Annotated in this window: 21 protein-coding genes; 19 read left to right on the top strand and 2 right to left on the bottom strand. The window is 68.0% G+C overall.

The annotated features are described in order from the left end of the window. Nucleotides 1–16 precede the first annotated feature (16 nt). From LTI14_RS00960 to dapF, 16 genes are all read left to right on the top strand, one after another. Nucleotides 17–433 carry a class F sortase gene (locus LTI14_RS00960; RefSeq protein WP_241475333.1) on the top strand — a complete coding sequence of 139 codons (417 nt, stop codon included), beginning with the start codon at nucleotides 17–19 and terminating at the stop codon, nucleotides 431–433. A gap of 34 nt (nucleotides 434–467) precedes the next feature. Beyond that, entirely contained in the window at nucleotides 468–1025 is a 558-nt protein-coding gene (locus tag LTI14_RS00955; RefSeq protein WP_241470009.1) for an RNA polymerase sigma factor, read from the top strand. Beyond that, complete coding sequence (locus tag LTI14_RS00950; protein ID WP_241475331.1) at nucleotides 1018–1905, top strand: anti-sigma factor; 888 nt, start codon at nucleotides 1018–1020, stop codon at nucleotides 1903–1905. Before LTI14_RS00955 ends, LTI14_RS00950 begins: the two co-directional genes overlap by 8 nt. A gap of 165 nt (nucleotides 1906–2070) precedes the next feature. Beyond that, complete coding sequence (dapA, locus tag LTI14_RS00945; protein ID WP_241464442.1) at nucleotides 2071–2988, top strand: 4-hydroxy-tetrahydrodipicolinate synthase; 918 nt, start codon at nucleotides 2071–2073, stop codon at nucleotides 2986–2988. 96 nt (nucleotides 2989–3084) lie between these two features. Then, a complete protein-coding gene (locus LTI14_RS00940) occupies nucleotides 3085–4767 on the top strand; it encodes a ribonuclease J (protein WP_241464236.1) in 1683 nt (560 codons plus the stop codon). Between the two features lie 176 nt (nucleotides 4768–4943). Further along, the gene (locus LTI14_RS00935) at nucleotides 4944–8273 is read left to right on the top strand and encodes an FtsK/SpoIIIE family DNA translocase (protein ID WP_241475329.1); all 3330 of its coding nucleotides are present in this window, start codon (nucleotides 4944–4946) and stop codon (nucleotides 8271–8273) included. A gap of 7 nt (nucleotides 8274–8280) precedes the next feature. Continuing rightward, complete coding sequence (pgsA, locus tag LTI14_RS00930; protein ID WP_241475327.1) at nucleotides 8281–8973, top strand: CDP-diacylglycerol--glycerol-3-phosphate 3-phosphatidyltransferase; 693 nt, start codon at nucleotides 8281–8283, stop codon at nucleotides 8971–8973. After that, nucleotides 8966–9619: a CinA family protein gene (locus LTI14_RS00925; protein WP_241475319.1), complete on the top strand. Its 654-nt coding sequence runs from the start codon at nucleotides 8966–8968 to the stop codon at nucleotides 9617–9619. Before pgsA ends, LTI14_RS00925 begins: the two co-directional genes overlap by 8 nt. 94 nt (nucleotides 9620–9713) lie before the next feature. Then, nucleotides 9714–10160 carry a helix-turn-helix domain-containing protein gene (locus LTI14_RS00920; RefSeq protein ID WP_274615740.1) on the top strand — a complete coding sequence of 149 codons (447 nt, stop codon included), beginning with the start codon at nucleotides 9714–9716 and terminating at the stop codon, nucleotides 10158–10160. 177 nt (nucleotides 10161–10337) lie between these two features. After that, entirely contained in the window at nucleotides 10338–10922 is a 585-nt protein-coding gene (locus LTI14_RS00915) for a MarR family winged helix-turn-helix transcriptional regulator (protein ID WP_241475317.1), read from the top strand. Continuing rightward, nucleotides 10919–11137 (top strand): DUF3046 domain-containing protein, encoded by a 219-nt coding sequence (locus tag LTI14_RS00910; protein ID WP_241464240.1) that lies wholly within the window; start codon nucleotides 10919–10921, stop codon nucleotides 11135–11137. Before LTI14_RS00915 ends, LTI14_RS00910 begins: the two co-directional genes overlap by 4 nt. A gap of 257 nt (nucleotides 11138–11394) precedes the next feature. Beyond that, nucleotides 11395–12438: a recombinase RecA gene (gene recA, locus LTI14_RS00905; RefSeq protein ID WP_241475315.1), complete on the top strand. Its 1044-nt coding sequence runs from the start codon at nucleotides 11395–11397 to the stop codon at nucleotides 12436–12438. Nucleotides 12439–12450: 12 nt separating this feature from the next. Beyond that, nucleotides 12451–13497: a regulatory protein RecX gene (locus LTI14_RS13185; RefSeq protein ID WP_342357706.1), complete on the top strand. Its 1047-nt coding sequence runs from the start codon at nucleotides 12451–12453 to the stop codon at nucleotides 13495–13497. Nucleotides 13498–13508: 11 nt separating this feature from the next. Beyond that, nucleotides 13509–15086, top strand: coding sequence for a tRNA (N6-isopentenyl adenosine(37)-C2)-methylthiotransferase MiaB (gene miaB / locus LTI14_RS00895; RefSeq protein ID WP_255727123.1), 1578 nt, complete (start codon nucleotides 13509–13511; stop codon nucleotides 15084–15086). Beyond that, nucleotides 15086–16057 (top strand): tRNA (adenosine(37)-N6)-dimethylallyltransferase MiaA, encoded by a 972-nt coding sequence (gene miaA, locus LTI14_RS00890; protein ID WP_241475300.1) that lies wholly within the window; start codon nucleotides 15086–15088, stop codon nucleotides 16055–16057. Before miaB ends, miaA begins: the two co-directional genes overlap by 1 nt. Before the next feature lie 60 nt (nucleotides 16058–16117). Continuing rightward, the gene (dapF, locus tag LTI14_RS00885) at nucleotides 16118–17107 is read left to right on the top strand and encodes a diaminopimelate epimerase (RefSeq protein ID WP_255727122.1); all 990 of its coding nucleotides are present in this window, start codon (nucleotides 16118–16120) and stop codon (nucleotides 17105–17107) included. Between the two features lie 34 nt (nucleotides 17108–17141). On the opposite strand, the gene LTI14_RS00880 is transcribed toward dapF, so the two are convergent. After that, nucleotides 17142–17759 carry a class I SAM-dependent methyltransferase gene (locus LTI14_RS00880; protein ID WP_241464243.1) on the bottom strand — a complete coding sequence of 206 codons (618 nt, stop codon included), beginning with the start codon at nucleotides 17757–17759 and terminating at the stop codon, nucleotides 17142–17144. Between the two features lie 322 nt (nucleotides 17760–18081). Here LTI14_RS00880 and hflX point away from each other — a divergent pair, with 322 nt between their 5' ends. The 3 genes from hflX (at nucleotide 18082) to LTI14_RS00865 (ending at nucleotide 23171) form a co-directional block, all read left to right on the top strand. After that, nucleotides 18082–19707: a GTPase HflX gene (gene hflX / locus LTI14_RS00875; RefSeq protein ID WP_241464244.1), complete on the top strand. Its 1626-nt coding sequence runs from the start codon at nucleotides 18082–18084 to the stop codon at nucleotides 19705–19707. A gap of 2 nt (nucleotides 19708–19709) precedes the next feature. Further along, complete coding sequence (locus tag LTI14_RS00870; protein ID WP_342357705.1) at nucleotides 19710–21737, top strand: ATP-dependent DNA helicase; 2028 nt, start codon at nucleotides 19710–19712, stop codon at nucleotides 21735–21737. Between the two features lie 150 nt (nucleotides 21738–21887). Further along, nucleotides 21888–23171 (top strand): CapA family protein, encoded by a 1284-nt coding sequence (locus LTI14_RS00865; protein WP_241464245.1) that lies wholly within the window; start codon nucleotides 21888–21890, stop codon nucleotides 23169–23171. A gap of 69 nt (nucleotides 23172–23240) precedes the next feature. Here LTI14_RS00865 and lexA read toward each other — a convergent pair whose 3' ends face one another. Next, the gene (gene lexA, locus LTI14_RS00860) at nucleotides 23241–23960 is read right to left on the bottom strand and encodes a transcriptional repressor LexA (protein WP_241464246.1); all 720 of its coding nucleotides are present in this window, start codon (nucleotides 23958–23960) and stop codon (nucleotides 23241–23243) included. Nucleotides 23961–24141 lie beyond the last annotated feature (181 nt).

Raw genomic sequence — 24141 nt, 5'->3', positions numbered from 1 at the left:
GGTGCTCCCCCCGTAGTTGTATGCACACATCCCGGTGGAGCCGCGCGGCGTCGCCGGGGATGGCCAGATGGACATCCCCGACGACGCCGCCCAGGCGGCCTGGTACGAATACGGCAAGGCGCCGGCCGATGAGGTCGGGACCACCGTCATCTCGGCCCATGCCGGCTCGCAAGAGACCCCGGTCGGGCCGCTCTATGCATTGAAGGACTCCAGTCCGGGTGAGGAGGTGACCGTCCTTGACGAAGCCGGAGATGCACATCACTATGAAGTCACACAGGTGGAACAGCTCGGCAAGGACGGCCTGGACTTCGCTCCGTATTTCGAGCGGACCGGGGAGCACCGTCTCGTGCTGATCACCTGTGGGGGTCAGTGGATCGATGAGCGCAGCAGCTATGCGGACAACATCATCGTGGTCGCCGAACCCCTCGATTGAGCAGGCGACAGCTCCGGTTGCGCCTGGCCTGCCCGTGCCCCCCGACCGAGGAGTCGCTCTGGATCATCAGCACCTTGCGATGCGCTTCGCGGCCGGGGAGCCCGCAGCCATGCACGACCTCTACCGCCAGCACGGTAGCTTCGTGTTCTCCCTGTGTATGGCCGCGCTCCGGCATCGTCAGGACGCAGAGGATGCCACCCAGCAGGTTTTCACCCGGGCCTGGCGTTCACGGGACACCTACGACATCACCCATCCCACCGGCGCCTGGCTCACCGGGATCACCCGGCGGGTGATCGCCGATGTCTTCGCCCGGCGGGAGAAGGATCTGCAGGCCGCCGAGGCCGGGGCCGACGCGGCTGCGCGCGACGGTGCGCCGCAGCCGACCGACGCCGTGGTCGACCGAGTGGTGGTCCAGCAGAGCCTGAATCAGCTGGGACCGCCGCAGAATGAGATAATTCGTCTGGCCTACACCGAGGACCTTCCGCTCAAGATCATCGCGGAACGCCTGGAGATGCCGCTCGGCACCGTGAAATCCCATGTCCACCGAGGACTGGCACGCATGAGACAAAGTCTGGAGGTGCATAGTGACTGAACAGATTCCCGCGCGGAACGGTTTCGGCACCAACGGGCACCTGACGGACGAGTACCTGGCGGTCCTGGCCGATCCGCGGCTCGCCCACACCGAGTCGGCCGCCGACCAGACTGATGATCAGACCTTGGACCAGATCCACCCGCCACTCCCAGCTGCCCAGCGCGAGCACCTCGGACTCTGCGGGCCCTGCCACGCGGCCTTCGAGGCCACCGAGCGTGCCATGGAGGCGCTGCGGGATCCCGCCGCGCTGCACGAGCCCCCCGCCGGGCTCTGGGACCGGATCGCCGCCGAGATCGCAGCGACCCCGGAGCATGCCTCGGGCCGGGGCGCCTCGATGGCCTCGGTCACCGAGCTGCGCCCCCGGACCAGTGAGCGGAACAGCCGCCGGCAGAGCCAGCGGGAACCTTCCCGGCGCAGCCGCGCCTGGATCCCGCTCGCGGCGGCCGCCGCAGGCGCGTTGCTCGGCGGCGCGGCGGTGGCAGCTGTGCTCGGCCAGGGAGACGCCGCCGAGGTGGAGCTTCCCGTGGCCGTCCCCACCGTCGTCGGCGACGCCACCTTGGAACCGGTGGCCGCAGAGGACTTCACCGGCCGCGCCGAGATGGTCGAGACCGAGGCGGGGGCCCTGGAGCTCACCGTAGAGATCTCCGCGGCCCCGGACCCTGAGGCCGGATACTTCGAGGTGTGGCTGCGCGATGAGGACGGCACCCAGCTGATCTCCCTCGGCTCCGCCACCGCCGGCTCCACCACCTTCACGGTGCCCGCCGGCATCGATCTGAGCCAGTACCCCGTGGTCGACGTCTCCCACGAGCACTTCGACGGGGACCCCGGGCACAGCGGCATCACCCTGGGCGCGGGTCCCATGGAGGAAGCCGACATCTGACCCCGCGGCCGGGTCCCGGCCAGGATCCGGTCAGGTCTCGGCCCAGTCCCGGTCAGGTCCGCGCGGAGTTCCTGCCCGTCGCTGGCCCGTCGGCGGGGCCCACGCGGTAGGCTGTTGCTTATGGCAAGCGACAACGAGCCCACACACGAATTCGATCCGCACCTCATGGAGGGGCAGGTCCAGCACCCGGATCAGACCGACCCGTACTTCGGGCACCTGATCACGGCGATGGTGACGCCTTTCACCCCCGATGACAAGATCGATTTCGAGGCCTTCGAAGCGCTTGCCGTCAGGCTCGTCGAGGAGGGCAACGACTCCCTGGTGGTCTCGGGCACCACAGGTGAGACCTCCACGCTGGAGGACCACGAGAAGGAATCCCTGGTCCGCGCGGCCAAGTCCGCCGTCGGAGACCGGGCGAAGGTCATCGCCGGCACCGCGACCAACCACACCGACCACGACCTGCTCATGGCCAAGCGCGCCGAGCGCGCCGGGGCCGACGGCCAGCTGGTGGTCACCCCGTATTACAACAAGCCGAGCCAGGACGGAGTGTTCGCGCACTTCACCGCGGTGGCCAATGCCGCTGACCTGCCGCTGATGGTCTATGACATCCCCGGACGCACCGGCATCCCGATCGCCACCGAGACGATCCTCAAGCTCGCCGAGCACCCGCACATCATGTCGCTCAAGGACGCCAAGAACGACATCACCGCCACCACCGAGGTGCTCACCAAGACCGACCTCGAGGTCTACTCCGGCGATGACCAGAATGTGCTCGCCTGGATGGCGATGGGCGCCGCCGGAGTCGTCTCGGTCACAGCCCATGTGGCGTCCCCGACCTTCCGACGGATGATCGACGCGGTGCTCAACTACGAGCTGCGCGAGGCGCGCATCGCCCACGGCGAGCTCGGCCCCGTCATCCGCGCGATGATGACCCGCGTCCAGGGCGCAGTCTCGTGCAAGCAGGTGCTCAACTGGCTCGGCACCGGGATGCACCCCAGCGTCCGCCTGCCCCTGGTGCAGGCCAACGAACTCGAGAAACAACTGATCATCGCCGACCTGCGCGAGGCAGGCTGGCAGCTCTGAGGGACCCGTTCGAAGAACGGGCTGCCAGCGGAGCAGAGAACGCAACCACTACACAATTGAGGTCCCCACCGGGATCTCTCGAGGAGGAATCTCACCTTGGCAGCACAGCGCCTCATCACTCCACCGAAACTCCGCCGCGGCACCCTGCGCACCGTCGCCCTTGGCGGCCTGGGGGAGGTCGGGCGCAACATGACGGTCTTCGAGATCGACGGCAAGCTGCTGATCGTCGACTGCGGCGTCCTCTTCCCCGAAGAGGAACAGCCCGGCGTGGACCTGATCCTTCCTGACTTCAGCTACATCGAGAACCGGCTCGACGACGTCGTCGGCCTGGTCCTGACCCACGGCCACGAGGACCACATCGGGGCCGTCCCGTACCTGTTGCGCAAGAAGCCCGACATCCCCCTGATCGGCTCCACGCTGACCCTGGCCTTCATCGAGGCCAAGCTGACCGAGCACCGGATCAAGCCCTACACGCTCGAGGTCAAAGAGGGTGACATCGAGGACTTCGGCCCCTTCCAGTGCGAGTTCATCGCGGTCAACCACTCCATCCCGGACGCGCTGGCCCTGTTCATCCGCACCGAGGCCGGCACCGTGCTTCACACCGGTGACTTCAAGATGGACCAGCTGCCCCTGGACGGGCGGATCACCGACCTGCGCCACTTCGCCAAGCTCGGCGAAGAGGGCGTGGACCTGTTCCTCACCGACTCCACCAACGCCGACGTCCCTGGCTTCACCACCCCGGAGAAGGAGATCGGTCCGACCCTGGACCAGCTCTTCGGCACCTCCAACCGGCGGATCATCGTGGCGTCCTTCTCGTCCCACGTTCACCGCGTGCAGCAGGTGCTCAACGCCGCCCACGCGCACAACCGCAAAGTGGCCTTCGTCGGCCGCTCGATGGTGCGCAACATGGGCATCGCCTCGAAGCTCGGGTTCCTGGACGTGCCCGAGGGCATCCTGGTGGACATGAAGAAGGTGGACAACTACCCCGACTCCGAGGTGGTGCTGATGTCCACCGGCTCGCAGGGCGAGCCGATGGCCGCGCTCTCGCGCATGGCCAACGGCGACCACCCGATCCAGGTGGGTGACGGCGACACCGTCATCCTGGCCTCCTCGCTGATCCCCGGCAACGAGAACGCGGTCTTCCGCGTGATCAACGGGCTGCTCAAGCTCGGCACCGACGTGATCCACAAGGGCACCGCCAAGGTCCACGTCTCCGGACACGCCTCCGCCGGTGAGCTGCTCTACTGCTACAACATCGTCAAGCCCAAGAACGTCATGCCTGTCCACGGCGAGACCCGCCACCTGATCGCCAACGGTAAGCTCGCCGAGGACACCGGGGTCCCCAGCGACCGCGTCATCCTCGCCGATGACGGCTCCGTGGTGGACCTGCACAAGGGCGTCGCGCAGATCGTCGGCCAGGTCGAGTGCGGCTACGTCTACGTGGACGGCTCCTCGATCGGCGAGATCACCGACAACGACCTCAAGGACCGACGCGTCCTGGGCGAAGAGGGCTTCATCTCCGTGGTCGTGGTGGTCAACCGGCAGACCGGCAAGATCATCTCCGGACCAGACATCCACGCCCGCGGCGTCGCCGAGGAGGATCAGGTCTTCAAGGACATCAAGCCGAAGATCTCCCGCGCGCTGACCGAGGCGATCCAGGACAACAAGGAGCACACCACGCATCAGCTGCAGCAGATCGTGCGCCGCACCATGGGCTCCTGGGTGGCGCGCAAGCTGCGCCGCAAGCCGATGATCGTCCCGGTGGTCGTCGAGACCTGATCCATCGGGTCGCCCCGCCCGGGTCAGCTCGACCTGCACCGGTCAGATCTGCACCATCACGCCGCTGGGCCTCGCATCATGCGGGGCCCAGCGGCGCATCCGGCGCAAGGGTGTGACGGGGTCCAAAGGTGTGCCGATCGGTGACCGGACCCGGCATCGAGGGTAAGTTAGCCTCTATGGCGACACGTACTTCCCCCTCGCGAGCCGCCAGCACCAAAGGAAGCAAGACCTCCAAAAGTGCATCCGGCCGCGCGACGACGTCGAAGAATCCCTCCAACCCACCGGCAGAGTCCCCCCGCGGGAACCTGCTGGCCTCCGCCGCACGCGGCTTCTGGCTGGCCCTGGCCACGCCGGTGGCCTCTGCTGTGCGCGGGATCGGTCGGCAGGTGAAGGTTCACCCCGATGATCGCCGCGACGGCGCCGGACTGGTGTTCTTCCTGCTCGCGCTGCTCACCGCGGTGGTCGACTGGTGGGGAGCCCGCACCCTGGATCACTGGGCGGTCAACCTGGTGCACACCTCCACTGCGGGGACCTTCGGCTGGGCCTCGGTGATCCTTCCGTTGATCCTGTTCATCGCCGCCGTGCGCTACTTCCGCGCACCCCAGGAGCATGCCGGCAACGCCCGGATCGCCGCAGGCAGCGCCATCATCCTGGTCGCCTCGGCCGGGGTCGTGCACCTGGCCAACGGTCTGCCCACGATCAACGAGGCCTTCACCGTCGGCGACGACGGCACCTTCACCGCCCTGCTGAACTCCGGGGGAGTCATCGGCTACCTGGTCAGCGTCCCGCTGGCCTCCCTGGTGACCCCCTACCCGGTCTGGGCGCTGCTGCTGCTCGCGCTGCTCGCCGGACTCCTGGTCATCACCGACACCCCGCTGCGGCGGGTCCCCGACCGTGTCGCGGTCGCCAAGGGCTTCATCGTCGGGGAGCGCCGCGAGCCGCTCGAGGATCCGAGTCTTCCCTCCGGCGGCTCGGCCCAGCAGTCGGCACCCGCGCAGAAGTCGGGCTCGAAGTCAGCGCCCGCATCACAGTCAAAGTCTCACGACGACGACGCCCAGGCCCGCCCGCGTCGCGCCGCCCGCCACGCCGAGGACGGCGGCGGCGAGGGCCGCACCAAGAAGTCCCTGCTGTCGAAGATCATGGGCACCAAGCAGGATTCCGAGGACTCAGACACCGACTCCTTCGGCCACGAAGACCCCGAGGCCAGGCGCGCCACCGAGGGCGCCTACGAGGACCCGGTGTTCAACGAGTCCGAGCAGGACTCGTTCGGCTCTCCGGCAGTGCCTGCCGGGGTGCGCCGCCCCACCGCCCAGGAGCGCGCCATTCAGCGCGCCCGGGAGAAGGCCGCACCGGCAGCCGCAGCCCACGCGGCACCCGCCGCAGCGGCGGCGCCTGCCGTGCCGCCGTCGGGCGTTCCGTCCTCCGCGGGACTGAAGCGCAATCCCAACCCCGAGGCGCCCGCTCCGGCCGCCGCCATGCCGGTGCGCTCGGAGCAGCTCACCCTCGGTGGCGACGTCACCTACACGCTGCCCGAACAGGGGCTGCTGCCCTCGGGTCCGCCGGCCAAGGAGCACACCGCCGCCAACGATGAGATCGTCCACGCGCTGAACCAGACCTTCCAGCAGTTCAAGGTCGAAGCCCAGGTCACAGGGTTCTCCCGCGGCCCCACCGTCACCCGGTACGAGGTGGAGCTGGTTCCCGGCACCAAGGTGGAGAAGGTCACCGGGCTGGAGAAGAACATCTCCCTCGCCGTGGCCTCGAACGAGGTCCGGATCCTCTCGCCGATCCCGGGCAAGTCAGCCATCGGCATCGAGATCCCGAACAAGGACAAGGAAGTCGTCGCCCTGGGTGACGTGCTGCGCTCCAACGCGGCGCGGAAGACCGAGCACCCGATGGTCATGGGTGTGGGCAAGGACGTGGAGGGCGGCTTCGTCGTCGCCAACCTGGCCAAGATGCCGCACCTGCTCGTCGCCGGCGCCACCGGTGCGGGCAAGTCAGCGTTCGTGAACTCCATGGTCACCTCGATCCTGATGCGCGCCACCCCCGATGAGGTGCGCCTGGTCATGGTGGACCCCAAGCGGGTGGAGCTCACCGCCTACGAAGGTGTCCCGCACCTGGTCACCCCGATCATCACGGACGCCAAGAAGGCCGCCGAGGCGCTGCAGTGGGTGGTCAAGGAGATGGACAACCGCTACGACGACCTCGCCCACTTCGGCTATAAGCACGTGGACGACTTCAACAAGGCCGTGCGCAGCGGAGCGATCCAGCTGCCGCCGGACTCCAAGCGCGACCTGCGCCCCTACCCGTATCTGCTGGTGATCGTCGATGAGCTCGCCGACCTGATGATGGTCGCTCCGCGCGACGTCGAAGACTCGATCGTGCGCATCACCCAGCTCGCCCGCGCCGCCGGCATCCACCTGGTGCTGGCCACCCAGCGTCCCTCGGTCAACGTGGTCACCGGGCTGATCAAGGCGAACATCCCCTCCCGGATGGCCTTCGCCACCTCTTCCTCCACCGACTCCCGCGTGGTGCTTGACTCGGTGGGCGCCGAGAAGCTGCTCGGACAGGGCGATGCGCTGTTCCTGCCGGCAGGTCGGCCCAACCCGATGCGCGTGCAGGGGGCCTGGGTCAACGACTCCGAGGTCCACGCCGTGGTCGAGCATGTGAAGTCCCAGCTCAAGGCCCAGTACCGCGAAGACGTGGTGCCGGAGAAGGTCTCGAAGAAGATCGACGAGGACATCGGCGACGATCTCGACGTGCTCCTTCAGGCCACCGAGCTGGTGGTCACCACCCAGTTCGGCTCCACCTCGATGCTCCAGCGCAAGCTGCGCGTCGGCTTCGCCAAGGCCGGGCGACTGATGGACCTGATGGAATCCCGCGGTGTGGTCAGCGCCTCCGAGGGCTCCAAGGCCCGCGACGTGCTGGTCTCCCCGGAGGAGCTCCCCGGCCTGCTGGCCATGATGCGCGGCGAGGAGCCGCGGGCGGCGGCGCCCAGCGAGGCCGCACCGGAGGCGTACGACAACACCGGGATCGAATACGAGCCCGGCCAGTCGGTGCAGACCGCGCCCAGCGGCATCCTCGGGGTCGCAGAGCCTGCGCACAGTCCGACGTCAGCCGCAGGCGCCGGCTCCGCCTACTCGGCGGCCTCCGGTCACTCCGCCCACTCGGCCGCTTCCGGTCACTCCGCTCCGTCCGGTCATTCGGCGGTCTCCGCCGTCTCGGCGCCGGATCCGGCTGGCTATCCGACGACCCAGCCCACCCAGATCCAGCCGATCCAGCCGCGCGAGGGCAGCGACTATGCCGCTCGCGGCGAGGAGGAGCCCACGCAGACCGCACCCACCCAGGCTGTCGGGCAGCGCCAGGTCAGCCGCGCCTCGCTCTCCAGCGCCGACCTGATCGCCCGTGATCTCGCCGAACGCACGGCGGCCCTGCCGCAGGCGAGGGACTATCATGACGGGCACGACTCCACATCCGGCGAGGATATGTGGGAATTGACCGGACGTTGAGAGACTCATGACTGACACACCGCGCGAACTAGACGCACAGACCGGGCAGCCGGCCGAACCGCCGCTGCTCAACATCGCCAACATCCTCACCATGGTGCGCATAGCGCTGGTCCCGGTCTTCATCTGGCTCCTGGTGCTCGACGCCCAGGGCGAGGTGTTCGGCGGGTCCGGCGAGGCCACCAACGGCGGATGGCGCTGGGCCGCCGCCGGGGTCTTCGCACTGGCGGTGCTCACCGACAAGATCGATGGCGACCTCGCCCGGTCCCGCAACCTGGTCACCGACTTCGGCAAGATCGCTGACCCCATCGCGGACAAGCTGCTGATCGGGGCCGGCCTGGTCATGCTCTCGCTGCTCGGTGAGCTTCCCTGGTGGGTGACCATCGTGATCCTTGCCCGTGAGCTCGGCGTCACCGTGCTGCGCATGGTCGTGATCCGCTACGGCGTGATGCCGGCCTCCCGCGGCGGCAAGCTCAAGACGGTGCTGCAGTCCGCCGGCCTGCTGCTGATGCTGCTGCCCCTGGTGGTCATCGCGACCTGGCTGGCCGACGTCGCCTTCTGGATCATGATCCTCGCCCTGGCCGTCACCGTGGTCACCGGAGTGGACTACCTGATCTCCGCGATCCGGATGCGCCGCCGGGTGCGCCAGGAGCGTGCAGACTCTGCCGCGGCCGAGCACCCCAGGTCGCCCGACGATGACTGATCTCTCCAGCGAGCCCGACCGGATCTCCGGACAGGCCGGAGAGGTCGCCCGCGCCGCGGAGCGCCGGACCGAGCCGCGCACCATCATCCAGAGCCTGGGGCACCGGGGCCTCACCCTGGCCACCGCTGAATCGCTGACCGCCGGCGGTCTCTGCTCCCGCATCGCCGAGGTGCCCGGCACCTCGGTGGCGCTGCTTGGCGGCGTCGTCGCCTATTCCAGCGCCGTGAAACGTAATGTTCTCGACGTCGATGCGCAGCTGCTCGAGGATCGCGGCGCCGTGGATCCCGATGTCGCGGCGGCCATGGCGCGCGGCGTCGCGTTCTGCACGGGAGCCGATATCGGCATCGCGACGACCGGCGTGGCCGGGCCAGAACCTCACGAGGGCAAGGATGTGGGCACGGTCTATCTGGGGCTGGCCTGCAGAGAGTCCTCAGCCGAGCGGCTCGGACTGCGCCTTCCCGCCGGCTGCGAACCGGCCTCGGCGGGACTGGCCCCCGAGACCGCTGAGACGTGGATCTCTGGATCCCTGCTGCTGGATCTGCACGGTGACCGCGCAGAGATCCGCGCCGCCTCGGTGGAGGGCGCATTGAAGCTTGTCGAAGACTTCTTGCTCACCGAACCTCATGGCATCGGGGATCGGGACTAGAGTAGGCGTATAGGGACCTTCAGCCACCCCGGGAAGAAAACACCTGCCAAGACCGTTGACGACAGGTGGAACATACCGAAAGAGGAGTGAGTCCATGGTGAGACAACCAGTCACCGTCAACGGCGTGACCCGTTGGAAAGATATGGACGTCGAAGGCGTCGCCACGACCCAGCCCCGAGAGTCCAAGGGAGTGATCCTGCGCCAGGAGATCGGTGACGTCCTGCGCAGCATCCGGCAGGCCGAAGGCCGGACCCTGCGAGATGTCTCCCACGACGCGCGAGTGTCCCTGGGGTACCTCTCCGAGGTGGAACGCGGGCAGAAGGAAGCCTCTTCGGAGCTGCTCGCCTCGATCTGCTCCGCCCTCGAGGTGCCGCTCTCCACGATGCTCTCCCAGGTTGCGGAGCGCATCGCCACCGCCGAGGGACTCCAAGTCCCCGACACCGTCCCCACCGAGTTCCAGCGCGAGTTCGGCGGCGGAGTCGTCCCGGATCGCGTGCCCGACGCGCTGACCCGAGAAGAACTCGCCCGCAGCGGGTCCTGAGACCGATACCGGCCGCAAGGCATGGGCGTGTGCACCGACAGCCAGCCAGCCACTGGCCAGACCGGCAACATCGTCGGCGGATCAGCCGGATGAGATTCAGCACCGGAGCAGGCCAAAGATCAGTCTGGGAGGGCGCCCTATGGGGCGGCCCTCCCTTGCTGTCCTAGACTGTTGCCCATGGAAAGTTTTGATCGACGCGCCAAGGTCCACGAGCTGGAGCAGGAGTTCAACCGACTCTTCGTCCGGCGTCGATTCAACGCCCTGCAGCTGGCGCGCCAGATCGACTCCGAGATCGAGCCGGCCTCTTATTCCGTGCTCGCCACGCTCCAGCAGATGGGACCGCAGCGGATGACTGCGATCGCCCGTCACCTGGGGATCGGCAAGCCCACACTCTCGCGGCAGCTCAGCACGCTGGAGCACCGCGGCTTCGTGGAGAAGGCCACCGACCCTGCCGACGGCCGGGCCCAGATGGTCTCGCTGACCGAGGAGGGCCGCGCCCGGCTGGAATCCGCCCAGGGGGACCGAGCCGAGCGATACCTGCAGATGCTCACGCCCTGGCAGGAGCAGGAGATCGAGACGCTCTCGAAGCTGCTGGCCAAGCTCAACAAGGCCTACACCGAGTTCGACGCCGAGCACGATCCCTCGCTCGCGCAGGAGTCCGCCGTCCCGGGAGCCGTGAACATCGCCGACCCGGTGCAGCGCTCCGCAGGATCAGCGGTGCGACATTCGACAGACAACGGCACAGACAAGAGGGTTTCGTGAGAGAAAGCCGGTTCTGGTTCCTCATGGAGGGTGAGTTCGGGGCCAACTACGCCCACGTCCTCGCCGACTCGTTGGTGCTCAGCGAATACCAGCTGACGGTGAAGTCCTCGCTGGAGGCGGGCGTGAGTGCGCGCGATGTCTGGGACGCCGTGTGTGAGCAGCAGGATGTCCCCGCTGATCGACGCCTCGGACGAGACATCTCGCCGAAGAGCTGAGCTGGACCGGACACACCCGATCAGCACCATGCGTGGAGCGGCCCGCGGCCTCGGCGGCGGCGGGCGAATCAGCCGCGCGGACACGCCGGGCGACAGTCGAAGATATGTTCGACTGGATGCGTTAGAGTTTTCCTCAGAAGGCCCGTACTGCGGGGTCGACCCGGTTGGATGCACATCGTCTGCCCGTGCACGAGGGCATGTCAGAGGGTCCGCCTAATCTGGCACCACATACATACAACGAGTCATCGAGGTGAATCATGGCAGTCAGCAAAGATCGTGAGAAGGCGCTTGAAGCAGCGCTGGCACAGATCGACAAGCAGTTCGGCAAAGGTTCGGTCATGCGTCTGGGTGATGAAACCCGGGCGCCGATCGAGACCATCCCGACCTCATCGATCGCCATGGACGCCGCACTCGGCATCGGCGGCTTCCCCCGCGGCCGCGTCGTGGAGATCTACGGCCCGGAGTCCTCGGGCAAGACGACCGTGGCCCTCCATGCAGTGGCCAACGCGCAGAAGATGGGCGGCATCGCCGCCTTCATCGACGCCGAGCACGCCCTCGATCCGGTGTACGCCCAGAAGCTGGGCGTGGACACCGACGCGCTGCTGGTCTCCCAGCCGGACACCGGTGAGCAGGCGCTGGAGATCATGGACATGCTGGTCTCCTCGGGCTCCATCGACATCGTCGTGATCGACTCCGTCGCCGCGCTGGTGCCCCGCGCCGAGATCGAAGGCGAGATGGGCGACTCCCACGTCGGCCTCCAGGCCCGCCTGATGTCGCAGGCGCTGCGCAAGATCGCCGGTCGGCTCTCGCAGACCAAGACCACTGCGATCTTCATCAACCAGCTCCGCGAGAAGATCGGCGTCTTCTTCGGCTCCCCGGAGACCACCTCGGGCGGCAAGGCGCTGAAGTTCTACGCCTCGGTCCGTGTCGACGTGCGCCGCATCGAGACCCTCAAGGAGGGCACCAACGCGGTGGGCAACCGGACCCGCGCCAAGATCGTGAAGAACAAGATGGCCCCGCCGTTCAAGCAGGCCGAGTTCGACATCATCTATGGCGAGGGAATCTCCCGTGAAGGCGGCCTCATCGACGTCGGCGTCGAGAACGGCCTCGTGAAGAAGTCCGGCGCCTGGTTCACCTATGACGGGGACCAGCTGGGCCAGGGCAAGGAGAAGGCGCGCACCTTCCTCAAGGACAATCCCGACCTTGCCGATGAGATCGAGCGTCGCATCCGGGAGAAGCTCGGTCTGATCGCCCCGCTGGAAGAAGAAGGTGGACCCGCCCTCAAGGCGGTCGACGGCTGATAGGAGGCCTCTATGGGTGACCAGCAGCAGAAGATCGACGCCCTGCGGGCGGCCATGACGAGAATCCAGGAGCGGGACCCGGACGAGCCGGTTCCCGACTTCCTGGTGGTGGACACCTCCGTGCCCGCTCCGCCTGCCGACGCTCCGCCTGCCGACTCTCCGCCTGCCGACGCTGGGACTGCCGGGTCTGCCCCGGGCGAAACCGTCCCGGGCGACGCCCTGGGCGCGGAGGCCGACTCTGCCGGCCCTGAACTCGCTGACTCCGAACTCGCTGACTCCGAACTCGCTGGCCCCGAACTCGCTGACATCGAGTCGGGGGACCTCGAGTTCGAGGCATCAGCCGCGGCCCGTCCGCTGGTGGACCCTGGCGGGCTCCCGGGCCCCACGGCGCCGTTGGAGGCTGAGGATCGCCGCGAAGGTCGGGCCGAGGACGCCTCCGCGGTCGATGCCCCCGAAGTCAATGCCCCCGAAGTCGATGCCCCTGAAGCTGAAGCTGAAGCTGAGGCCGACGACGGGGAGGCCGAGACCTCCATGGGCGCCATCGCCGAGCTCAGTCCTGAGGAGCAGTACGAGAAGGCGCGTGCCGTGGTGCTGCGCCGACTCACCGGGTCCCCGAAGTCCCGGCACCAGCTCGCCGTGGCATTGAAGGAGAAGGAGTTCCACCCGGAGATCATCACCCGGGTGCTGGATCGGATGGAAGAGGTCCACCTGGTCAATGACACGGAGTTCGCCCGCACCTGGGTGAGGGGTCGTCATGAGCTCAAGAACCTCGGCAAGTCCGCGCTGCGCCGGGAGCTGCGTGAGAAGGGCATCAGCGAGCCGGTGGCAGCTGACGCGCTGGAGCAGATCAGCGCCGAGGACGAGGGTGAGGCCGCGCGCGAGCTCGTGCGGCGCAAGCTTCAGGGCAAGGCCGTGCCCACCGGGCCCAGTCCGGAGGAGCGCGCCGAACGGGACAAGGTCACCCGTCGACTGGTCTCGATGCTGGCCCGCAGAGGCCACGCCCCGGGAGCAGCCTTTCAGATCGTGCGTGAAGTGATCGAGGATCACTCAAACGCGTAGAATTCCCTGCAATGAGTGATGCACTGATGGACCGCGCCGAGACCACCGCACCGGACCCCGCCCTGGCGGAGGGTTCTGCCGTCGATGCGCACCCGGCAGCGGCGGGTCCGCGCACCTACGAGGTGCGCACCTTCGGCTGTCAGATGAACGTCCACGACTCCGAGCGGATGTCAGGACTCCTGGAGGACGCCGGCTACGGGCCCGTCGCAGCGGGCGCCACCCCGGACCTCGTCGTCTTCAACACCTGCGCGGTGCGTGAGAACGCCGACAACAAGCTCTACGGACATCTGGGGATGCTCCGCCAGACCAAGGCCGCGCATGACGGCATGCAGATCGCCGTCGGCGGCTGCCTGGCGCAGAAGGATCAGGAGACCGTCCAGAAGAAGGCACCCTGGGTGGACGTGGTCTTCGGGACCCACAACATCGGGTCGCTGCCGGCACTGCTGGAGCGCTCCCGCCACAACGCCGAGGCCGAGATCGAGATCCTCGAGGCTCTCGAGACCTTCCCGTCGACGCTGCCGACCAAACGCGAGTCCGTGCATTCCGGGTGGGTGTCCATCTCGGTGGGCTGCAACAACACCTGCACCTTCTGCATCGTGCCCTCGCTGCGCGGCAAAGAGCGCGACCGGCGTCCGGGCGAGATCCTCGCCGAGGTCCGCGCGCTCGTCGCCGACGGCGCAGTGGAAGTCACCCTGCTGGGCCAGAACGTGAACACCTACGGAGTCGAGTTCGGCGACCGCGGCGCCTTCGCCAAACTGCTGCGCGCCTGCGGAGAGATCGAAGGGCTCGAGCGCGTCCGGTTCACCAGCCCCCACCCGGCCTCCTTCACCGACGACGTCATCCATGCCATGGCCGAAACTCCCAATGTCATGCCCCAGCTGCACATGCCGCTGCAGTCCGGGTCCGACAAGGTGCTCAAAGACATGCGACGCTCCTACCGTTCCAAGAAGTTCCTCGGGATCCTGGAGAAGGTGCGTGAAGCCATGCCGCGTGCGGCGGTCACCACCGACATCATCGTGGGCTTCCCCGGGGAGACCGAGGCGGACTTCGAGGACACCATGCGGGTGGTCGAAGCCTCACGCTTCGCCTCGGCCTACACCTTCCAATACTCACCACGTCCAGGCACCCCCGCCGCCACCATGGAGGATCAGATCCCCAAGGCGATCGTGCAGGAGCGGTTCGAACGCCTGTGCGCCCTGCAGGACCGGATCGGCGCCGAAGAGAACGCGAAACTTGTGGGCACCTCCCAGGAGCTTCTCGTCACCGCCGACTCCGGTGCGAAAGCCACCGAGACCGGACGGCTCAGCGGGCGCGCGCGGGACAACCGGCTCGTGCACTTCGCCGTGCCGGCAGGAGCCTCCGCGCCGCGTCCCGGTGACTTCGTGACCGTGACCATCACCGAGGCCGCCGGATTCCACCTGCTGGCCGATCCGACGGGCCCCGCGGACTACGAGCTTCGTCGGTCCTCCGCCGGCGAAGCCTGGGACCGCTGGCAGGCTGACTCCTGCGGCGTGGGCACCACTCAGGTGACCGGATCCACTCCTGCGGCCGTCTCTCTCGGCATGCCGACTCTGCGCCCCGTCTCCTGATGACCGCTGATCATCTGACACAGCAGGCGTCCTCCGCAAGATCGGATGCTGCCCGGCAGACGGCTCCGCTGATCGTGCTGGTCGGCCCCACGGCCTCCGGCAAGTCAGCGCTGGGCATCGACCTCGCCGAGCGCCTTGACGGGGAGATCATCAACGCCGACTCGATGCAGCTCTACCGAGGCATGGACATCGGCACCGCCAAGGTCACCCAGGACGAGGCCGGCGCCGTGCCGCACCACCTCCTCGACGTCCTCGACGTGACCGAGGAGGCCTCGGTCGCGGACTTCCAGGACCAGGCACGCCGGATCATCGGGGAGATCAGAGCCCGCGGCAAGACCCCCATCATGGTCGGCGGCTCAGGGCTCTACGTGCGCGCCGTCATCGACGTGATCGAATTCCCGCCCACCGACGCAGAGCTGCGCAGCCGCCTGACCCTGCGACTCGACGACGAGGGTGCAGCCCCGCTGCGCCAGGAGCTGCGCGAGCTGGACCCCGAGTCTGCCGCCGTCATCAAAGACGACCGACGCCTGATCCGTGCCCTGGAGGTCGTGCTGCTCACCGGCCGGACCTTCTCCTCCTACATGCCGCAGCGGCGCCATGAACCAGGCCTGGAACCGGTGGTGCAGATCGGACTCGACGTGGACCGGCCCCTGCTCCACGAACGCATCGCACGCCGCGTCCAGCGCATGGCCGACCAAGACCTGCTCGAGGAGGTGCGCCAGCTCGACGACGCCGGACTGCGTCGAGGACGCACCGCCTCCCGGGCCATCGGCTACCAGCAGTTCCTCGAAGTCCTCGATGGCGAACTGACCCCGGGGGAGGCGATCGAGTCCACCACGGTGGCCACGCGCAGGTTCGCCCGGAGACAGGAGACCTGGTTCCGCGCTGATTCCCGCGTGACCTGGCTCCCGGCGCCGTCCCAAGACCTCACCGAGCAGGCACAGGAAGCGATCCACCGCGCGCTGCGTTGAACATCTCGACAGCGGCGCGCCCCCAAGCAGCAGCTCAGAAGATCAGGACCCGAAGCATCAATGAAGGAGAACCGCGTGGCTCACCACCTCACCGGCCTGGACGCCCTCACCGGCACCTCGATCACCAAGGCCCACGCCACCGGCAATGACTTCGTCATGATCGCCGACCCCACCGGGGAGCAGACTCTGGAAGCGCACCAGGTGGCAGCGCTCTGCGACCGTCACCTGGGCATCGGCGGCGACGGGGTCATCCGTGCAGTCCCCGCACACCTGGTCATCGGCGACGCCATGGTGTCACGGGTGCTGGCCGAGACGCCTGAGCTCAGCAGCACCGACGAAGCGCCCCTGTGGTTCATGGACTACCGGAACTCCGACGGTTCGGTGTCCGAGATGTGCGGCAACGGCGTGCGCGCCTTCGCCCACTTCCTGATCGCCGAAGACCTGGTGCAGCTGGCCGAGGGCCAGGAGCTTCCCGTCCTGACCCGGGCCGGGCTGCGCACCGTGCGCAAGGTCCCCGAGGGCTACGCCATCGGCATGGGCGTATGGTCCTTCCTGGACCCCGAGCAGGCCGCGTCCAACGCCTCGGACGCGCTGGTGATCGCCGCCGGACTCGATGAGCCCCGCCCAGCCCTGAGCATCTCGATGGGCAATCCGCATACCGTCGTCGCTCTCTCTGACGAGACCACGCTGCAGGACTTGAACCTTCACGAGGCACCCAAGGTGGACCCGGTCCCGCCCGCAGGGACCAACGTGGAGTTCGTGGTCCCGGCCGAGCCGCTGGTGACTCAGGGCGAAGACGGCCAGCCGGTGGGTCGGGTACGGATGCGCGTGCATGAACGCGGGGTCGGCGAGACCATGTCCTGCGGGACCGGCGCCTGCGCCGCCGCAGCCGCGGTCCGGGTCTGGGCCGCAGATGACAGCGTGAACCTCTGGAAGGTCGACGTCCCCGGCGGACAGGTCACTGTACGGTTCACCGCCCGCGCCGACGGGGCCGAGGACGTGGAGCTGGCGGGACCCGCGGAGCTGGTGCTCACCGGGACACTCGCCTGAGCCGCTGAGCCGCTGAGCCGTCGACGCCGCCTGCTCAGCCGCGGCTGATCCGAAGCAGTCGGAAGCCCTTCGCGGTCTCCGCGCGCCCGCTGTGGAACTCGCTTGCTGAGCCGGAGAGCATCGTGGTGATCCAGGCGAGCAGCGAGTCCGCGCCGAGGTTCTTCTGCACCACCAGCCAGGCCTCGCCGCCGGGGCCCAGCCGCGGCAGCCAATGCTCAAGCAGTCCGTGCAGCACCTCTTTGCCCACACGGATCGGGGGATTGGACCAGATCGTGTCGAATTCGATCTCAGCCGGCACCTCTTCAGGTGCCACGACCCGCACATTGGTCAGTCCCAGTGCAGCCGCGTTCTCCGCACACAGGATGCGGGAGCGTTCGTTGACATCCACCGCCCAGACCGTGGCCGCCGGTGAGCGCATCGCCAGGGTGAGCGCCAACGGGCCCCAGCCGCAGCCGATGTCGAGCAGGTGGCCCTGGCTCGCCGGATCGGGCGCGTGCTTGAGCAGCACCGCAGTGCCCTTGTCCACTCCGTCGGGGGAGAAGATGCCCCCGGCGGTGGAGACCGAGACCTCTCTGCGGTCCAGGGTGACGCTGACGGTTCGGCGGGTGAAGGGCCCCTCGGGGGACGCGGAGAAATAATGCTGGGAGTTCACACGGTGAATCGTAGTAGACTCCTCCCTATGTGGATTCACCTGACGTACTCCCGCCCGCGCGGTTGAGTCACCCCTTCACCACCTGGCCGGCCCGCTGAGCCGGCAGTGTCGTTCGCCCGGCACCAGCGCGGTCCTCGCGGACTGCGCCACCTCGGTTCCCGATGCGGATCCGGAAGCTGGCCGAACCAAAGTATCCACACCCCCGAACAAGCCCCGCTCGATCTCCACAGCGGACCCGCGCACTTAACCATGTCCAGGGTCGAACGTAGGATGGAGATCCACGGCGGGCAGGGCCAGGCCGAAAACTGGTCCTAAGGAGATCATGACCAAGCAGAATCACACGCCCGAACCTTCAGGCGAGACCCCCGAGGACTCCACGGCGCCAGCCGCAGAGCAGTCCTCCGTCGATGCGACCATCGAGCGGATCCTGGCCGCTGATCGAGCCCGCGAAGACGCACCGAAGCGGACCACCCGGTTTGAGGCGGATTCGAGCTTCAAACGCCGCGGCATCCTCGGTGAACAAGCACGTGAGCTCGCCGGTGATACCTCACACTCCGAGTCCGACGGCGAACAGTTCGAACTCATGGAACGCCGCTCCCTGCGCCGGGTCGACGGGCTCTCCACCGAGCTGGAAGACGTCTCCGAGGTGGAGTACCGCCAGCTGCGCCTGGAGCGCGTGGTCCTCGCCGGGCTCTGGGGCGAGGGCACCGTCGCAGAGGCGGAATACTCGCTGCGTGAGCTCTCCGCGCTCGCCGAGACCGCAGGCTCCACCGTGCTCGACGGCTTCCTGCAGCGCCGGGCCAAGCCGGACCCCGGCACCTTCTTCGGCTCCGGCAAGGCCGAAGAGATCCGCGTCGCAGTGGCCGAGCTCGGCGCCGACACCGTCGTGGTCGACTCCGAGCTCGCACCCTCCCAGCGCCGCGGCCTGGAGGACATCGTGAAGGTCAAGGTCATCGACCGGACCGGCCTGATCCTCGACATCTTCGCGCAGCACGCGAAGTCCCGGGAGGGCAAGGCCCAGGTGGAGCTGGCCCAGATGGAATACATGCTCCCGCGCCTGCGCGGCTGGGGCGAGTCGCTGTCCCGCCAGGCCGGCGGCCAGGTCGGTGGTGCGAGTGCCGGCATCGGGTCACGCGGTCCAGGTGAGACCAAGATCGAGCTGGACCGTCGGCGGATCAACGCGCGCATGGCCAAGCTCCGCAAGGACATCGCCGCGATGAAACCGGCTCGAGACGCGAAGCGGGCCAACCGCAAACGCAACGCCGTGCCCTCCGTCGCGATCGCCGGATACACCAACGCGGGCAAGTCCTCGTTGCTGAACCGGCTCACCGACGCCGGGGTCCTGGTGGAGAACGCCCTGTTCGCCACCCTGGACCCCACCACCCGCAAGGCGGTCACCCCGGACGGGATCGGCTACACGCTCTCGGACACGGTCGGCTTCGTCCGACAGCTGCCCACCCAGCTGATCGAGGCGTTCCGCTCCACGCTGGAGGAGGTGGCCGACGCCGACCTCATCCTGCACGTTGTCGACGCCTCCCATCCCGAGCCCGAGGGCCAGATCAGCGCGGTCCGCACGGTGCTGGCCGAGGTCGACGCCGACGAGGTGGACGAGGTCATCGTGCTGAACAAGGCCGACGTCGCAGACTGGGACGTGGTGGAACGGATCCGCCGTCGTGAGCCGCACACCATCGTGGTCTCGGCGCACACCGGGGAGGGGATCGAGGAGCTGCGCGAACTGATCAGCCGCTCCATCCCGCGTCCCAGCGTCCCGCTGCAGCTCATGGTGCCCTATGACCAGGGAGACATCGTCTCCAGGCTCCACGCGGAGGACGCCGAGATCCTCTCCACCGAGTACCTGGAGGAGGGCACGCTGCTGAAGGTGCTGGTCCGCCGGGAACTCGTCGGGGACCTCGCCGAGTTCCAGGTCCAGGCAGAGCCGACGCCTTGAGCGTGAGCACCAGCCGGTCCACGGGATACCAGGAGACCACGGACCTGCTCGAGCGCGCCGTCACCGCCATGGGCGGAGTCAAGCGCGAGGGGCAGGTGACCATGGCCGAACATGTGGCCATGGCGCTGCGCAAGCGCCGTCACCTCCTGGTCCAGGCCGGGACCGGCACGGGCAAGTCACTGGCCTATCTGGTGCCGGCGGTGGTCCACGCACTGGACGCGGAGAAGCCGGTGCTGATCTCCACCGCCACGCTGGCGCTTCAGGCCCAGATCATGGGCCGTGATCTTCCGCGCCTGCTGGAGAACATCGCCGAGCACGTGGACCGACCGGTCGACGTGGCCCTGGTCAAAGGCCGGGCGAACTACGCCTGCAAGCACAAGATGGACGGCGGCTTCCCCGAGGACGACGACGAACAGGCCCTCTTCGCCTTCGCCGACGAACCCACCGGCGGGGTCACCGCCTTCGAACCCGGCTCTCAGCTGGGCAAGGAGATCGTGGCGCTGCGCGAGTGGGCCGAGGTCACCGAGACCGGGGACCGGGATGACCTGCCCAACGGGGTGACCGACCGGGCCTGGCGGCAGATCTCGGTGAACGCCGTGGACTGCATCGGCCCGCGCAAATGCCCGATGGCGGCAGAGTGCTTCTCCGAGCGAGCCCGGGAGAAGGCCAAGGACGCCGACCTGGTGATCACGAATCACGCCATGCTGGCCATCGATGCCTTCGAGGGGCTCGACGTGCTGCCGGACCATGACGCCGTCATCGTCGATGAGGCCCATGAACTGGCCGACCGGGTGACCTCCGCGGTGACCGCGCAGCTCTCCGCACAGATGATCAAGGCCGCGGCCTCCTCCGCTCGGCGGCACACCGCCATCAACGTCGAAGCGCTGCAGAGCTCCGCGGTCGCCGTGGAGGCGGCCTTCCACCGGATCGACTCAGGCCTGCTAGCGCGCGGCCTGAACCCGCAGCAGCGCGAGGCGGTCGAGCTGGCCCGCAACGCCGCACGGACCGCACTTTCGGACTCGAAGCCGACCGGTGACGCCGAGGCCGATCCCGGGCGCAGCACCGCCAGGTCCCGGATGCAGGCCGTGCTCGACACCGCCAACCGGATCCTGGACTCCCCGGACACCCCCGACGTGGTCTGGCTCAACAGGCCCGGAGCGTTCGTGCCGGGTCGGGGCTACCAGGAGGCAGATCTGGATGAGTCCCCACTCATCTACGTCGCACCCACCTCGGTGGCCGGGCGGCTGCGTGAAGGCCTCTTCGGTGATCGCACCGTGGTGCTGACCTCCGCGACGCTGACCATCGGCGACAGCTTCGACCCCGTGGCCGGGTCACTGGGCCTGGCGGGGGAGAAGGCCCCGGCCTGGGACGCCGTGGATGTGGGTAGCCCCTTCGACTACCCCAAACAGGGGGTGCTCTATGTGGCCAAGCACCTGCCGCCGCCGTCGATGAAGACCGCCCAGGCCCAGCGTGATGAGCTGGCCGGTCTCATCGAGGCCTCCAAGGGTGCGACCCTCGCGCTGTTCTCCTCTCGCCGCGCCGCCGAGGAGGCGGCCGAGGATCTGCGGCAGCGCCTTGATATCCCTATCCTCTGCCAGGGCGACTCGACGATGTCCGCGCTGGTGCGCGCCTTCGCTGAGGATGAGGAGACCTGCCTTTTCGGCACCATGAGCCTCTGGCAGGGCGTGGATGTGCCCGGCCGGTCCTGCCGGCTGGTGGCCATCGACCGGATCCCGTTCCCACGACCGGATGATCCACTGGTCAGTGCGCGCAGCCAGGAGGTCACCAAGCATGGCGGCAACGGGTTCATGCAGGTCGCTGCCACCCACGCCGCCACCCGGCTGGCCCAGGGTGCTGGACGGCTGATCCGCACCTCGGAGGACAAGGGGGTGCTGGCCATATTGGACTCACGCCTGGCCAATGCGCGTTACGGCGGCTTCCTGAAGCAATCGATGCCAGATTTCTGGCCCACCGTCAACGGGGATCTGGCCCGCGGGGCGCTGGCCCGGCTGGCCGAGTCAGACGGCTAGCTCGACCTGTGAGGTGAGTCGGGTGCTGGGAGCTGGGCTCAGTGCGCTTCCCGGGTGAGGCTGCAGAAGAGAATCAATCCCACATGATGGGTGACCACGGGAGGCTCACAGACGATGTCGGATCCAAGACGCACCACAGGCTCAGGCCCCATGACCTGCTTCTGGGTGCTGGCGGCAGCGCTCACCCTGGCCGGCTGCGCCGAAGGCGTTGGGGATGACGACGCCGCGCCCGCTGTGCCGACCGATGCGCACAGCGATACTGACACCGCGCGGCCCGACATCGACGACGATGAAGCCGACCAGGCGGAGACTGACGAACCTCAGCCGGAGCAGTTCACCATCGCCGGCACGGGGGACATGCTTCTCCATGGCCCCATCATTGACGAGGCAGCTGCGCTCGCCGACGGCGCAGACTACTCGTTTGCGCCGCTGATGGGCGGGGTTGAAGATCTCATCAGTGGTGCTGATCTTGCCCTGTGCGGGCTGGAGGTGCCGATCGCCCCAGAGGGTGTGGAGCCGGCCGGTTATCCGGTGTTCGCGGCCCCGCCGGAACTCGCCGGGGATCTCGCCTCGGTGGGTTTCCACGGCTGCTCCACAGCAAACAACCATTCCTTCGACCAGGGAACGGCCGGGCAGGAGCGCACGCTCGACGTCTTCGACGACGCTGGCCTGGGACATGCGGGAACCGCGCGAACTGAAGCCGAAGCCGCCCAGCCCCAGCTCTACACGCTGGAACGCGGCGGACAAGAGGTGACGGTGGCGCATGTGGCCACCACCATGCTCCACAACCAGGCATATCCACCGCCGGAGGATGAACTGTGGCGCGTCGCCGATGTCACTCCCGAGGAGCTCACAGACCAGGCGGCCCAGGCGCGCGAGGACGGCGCCGACGTCGTCGTCGCCTCTGTGCACTGGGGTGAGGAGTATGTCCACCAGCCCGCTGAAGAGCAGCGGGACTATGGCGAGCAGCTGGCAGCCGGTGGTGAGATCGACGTGGTGTTCGGCAGCCATTCGCACACGCCCCAGCCGCTGGAACACCTCGAGGGCGGCCCGTCAGGTGAGGGCATGTGGGTGGTGTGGTCCATGGGCAATTTCCTCTCCAACCAGGACGAGGCCTGTTGCATCCCAGAAACTGCCAGCGGAACAGTGGTCTACGCAACGGTCGAGGTCAGCGACGAGGACGCCGAGGTCATCTCCATGGACTGGCTGCCCGTCACCGTGGATCGCGGCCCGACCGATGATGAGCCTCACCGAGGGATCTGGCCGCTGCGCGACCTCGCCGAGGGGAACATTCCGCCTGGGGTCGAACTCAGCGCGGAAACCGTTGAAGACCGGTGGTCGCGGGTCCTCGACGTCATGACGGAGCAGGAGCTCCGCGAGGATCCACCGTCACCCACGGGGGAGGAACCCACGGTGGTGCCGCGCCGGGACTAGGACGCCGGGTCTCGGAGGGCCGGGAAGAGCTGGGGGCACCGCGGCGTGTGTGGGGGACCTGCAGCTGCCTCAGAGGCTGCGCAGCACCGTGACGACCTTGCCCATGATGGTGGACTCGTCGCCGAGGATCGGCTCATACTGCCGGTTCTGCGGGAGCAGCCAGACGTGGCCGTCGCGGCGCTTGAGCGTCTTCACGGTCGCCTCGTCGTCGAGCAGGGCGGCGACGATGTCGCCGTTCTCTGCGGTGTTCTGCCGACGCACCACGACCCAGTCGCCTTCGAAGATGCCGGCCTCGATCATGGAGTCACCGCGGACCTGAAGCATGAACAGCTCGCCCTCGCCGGTGAGCTGCCGCGGCAGCGGCATGATGTCTTCGACCTGCTGATCGGCCAGGATCGGTCCACCGGCCGCGATCTGACCCACCATGGGAATCTCAGAGATCCGGCTGTCGGACTGGGTGCGGTAGCCCTGCAGCTCCACCACTGCGTCACGTGCCGCAGATTCGGCCTCCTGGGCCTGTTCGCTGAGCACGGGGGCGCCGGCAGAGTCACGCAGCACCTCCATGGCGCGCGGTCGCCCGGGCACCCGTCTGAGGTAGCCCAGCTCCTGGAGCCGCGCCAGCTGGTGAGTCACCGAGGAGAGTGAGGCCAGCCCGCAGGCGTCGCCGATCTCACGCATGGAGGGAGGGTAGCTGCGCTCGGCCAGCGACTCCTGGATGACATCGACGATCTGCCGCTGCCGATCCGTCAGTCGCGGCGCTGCCGATGAGTCCCTGGTGTTCCGCGCCATTGCTGCCTCCGTAGTTGTGCTGAGCGTTCTGCGTCCCGATGAAGCAGTGCCGGACCCGAGCGGACCGAGCTCCGAGCGGACCGAGATTCGACCCTGTACCGAAGCGGGGCTGACCCCGCCGGGACCCGTGTCAGCATCCATGTCAGACCCTGCTGGTGGACTGTTCACCGTGAGATTCGCT

It is taken from the genome of Nesterenkonia sp. YGD6 (genome assembly GCF_022565895.1).
Lineage (GTDB): Bacteria > Actinomycetota > Actinomycetes > Actinomycetales > Micrococcaceae > Nesterenkonia.
This window is presented reverse-complemented; position numbering and strand designations above follow the sequence as displayed.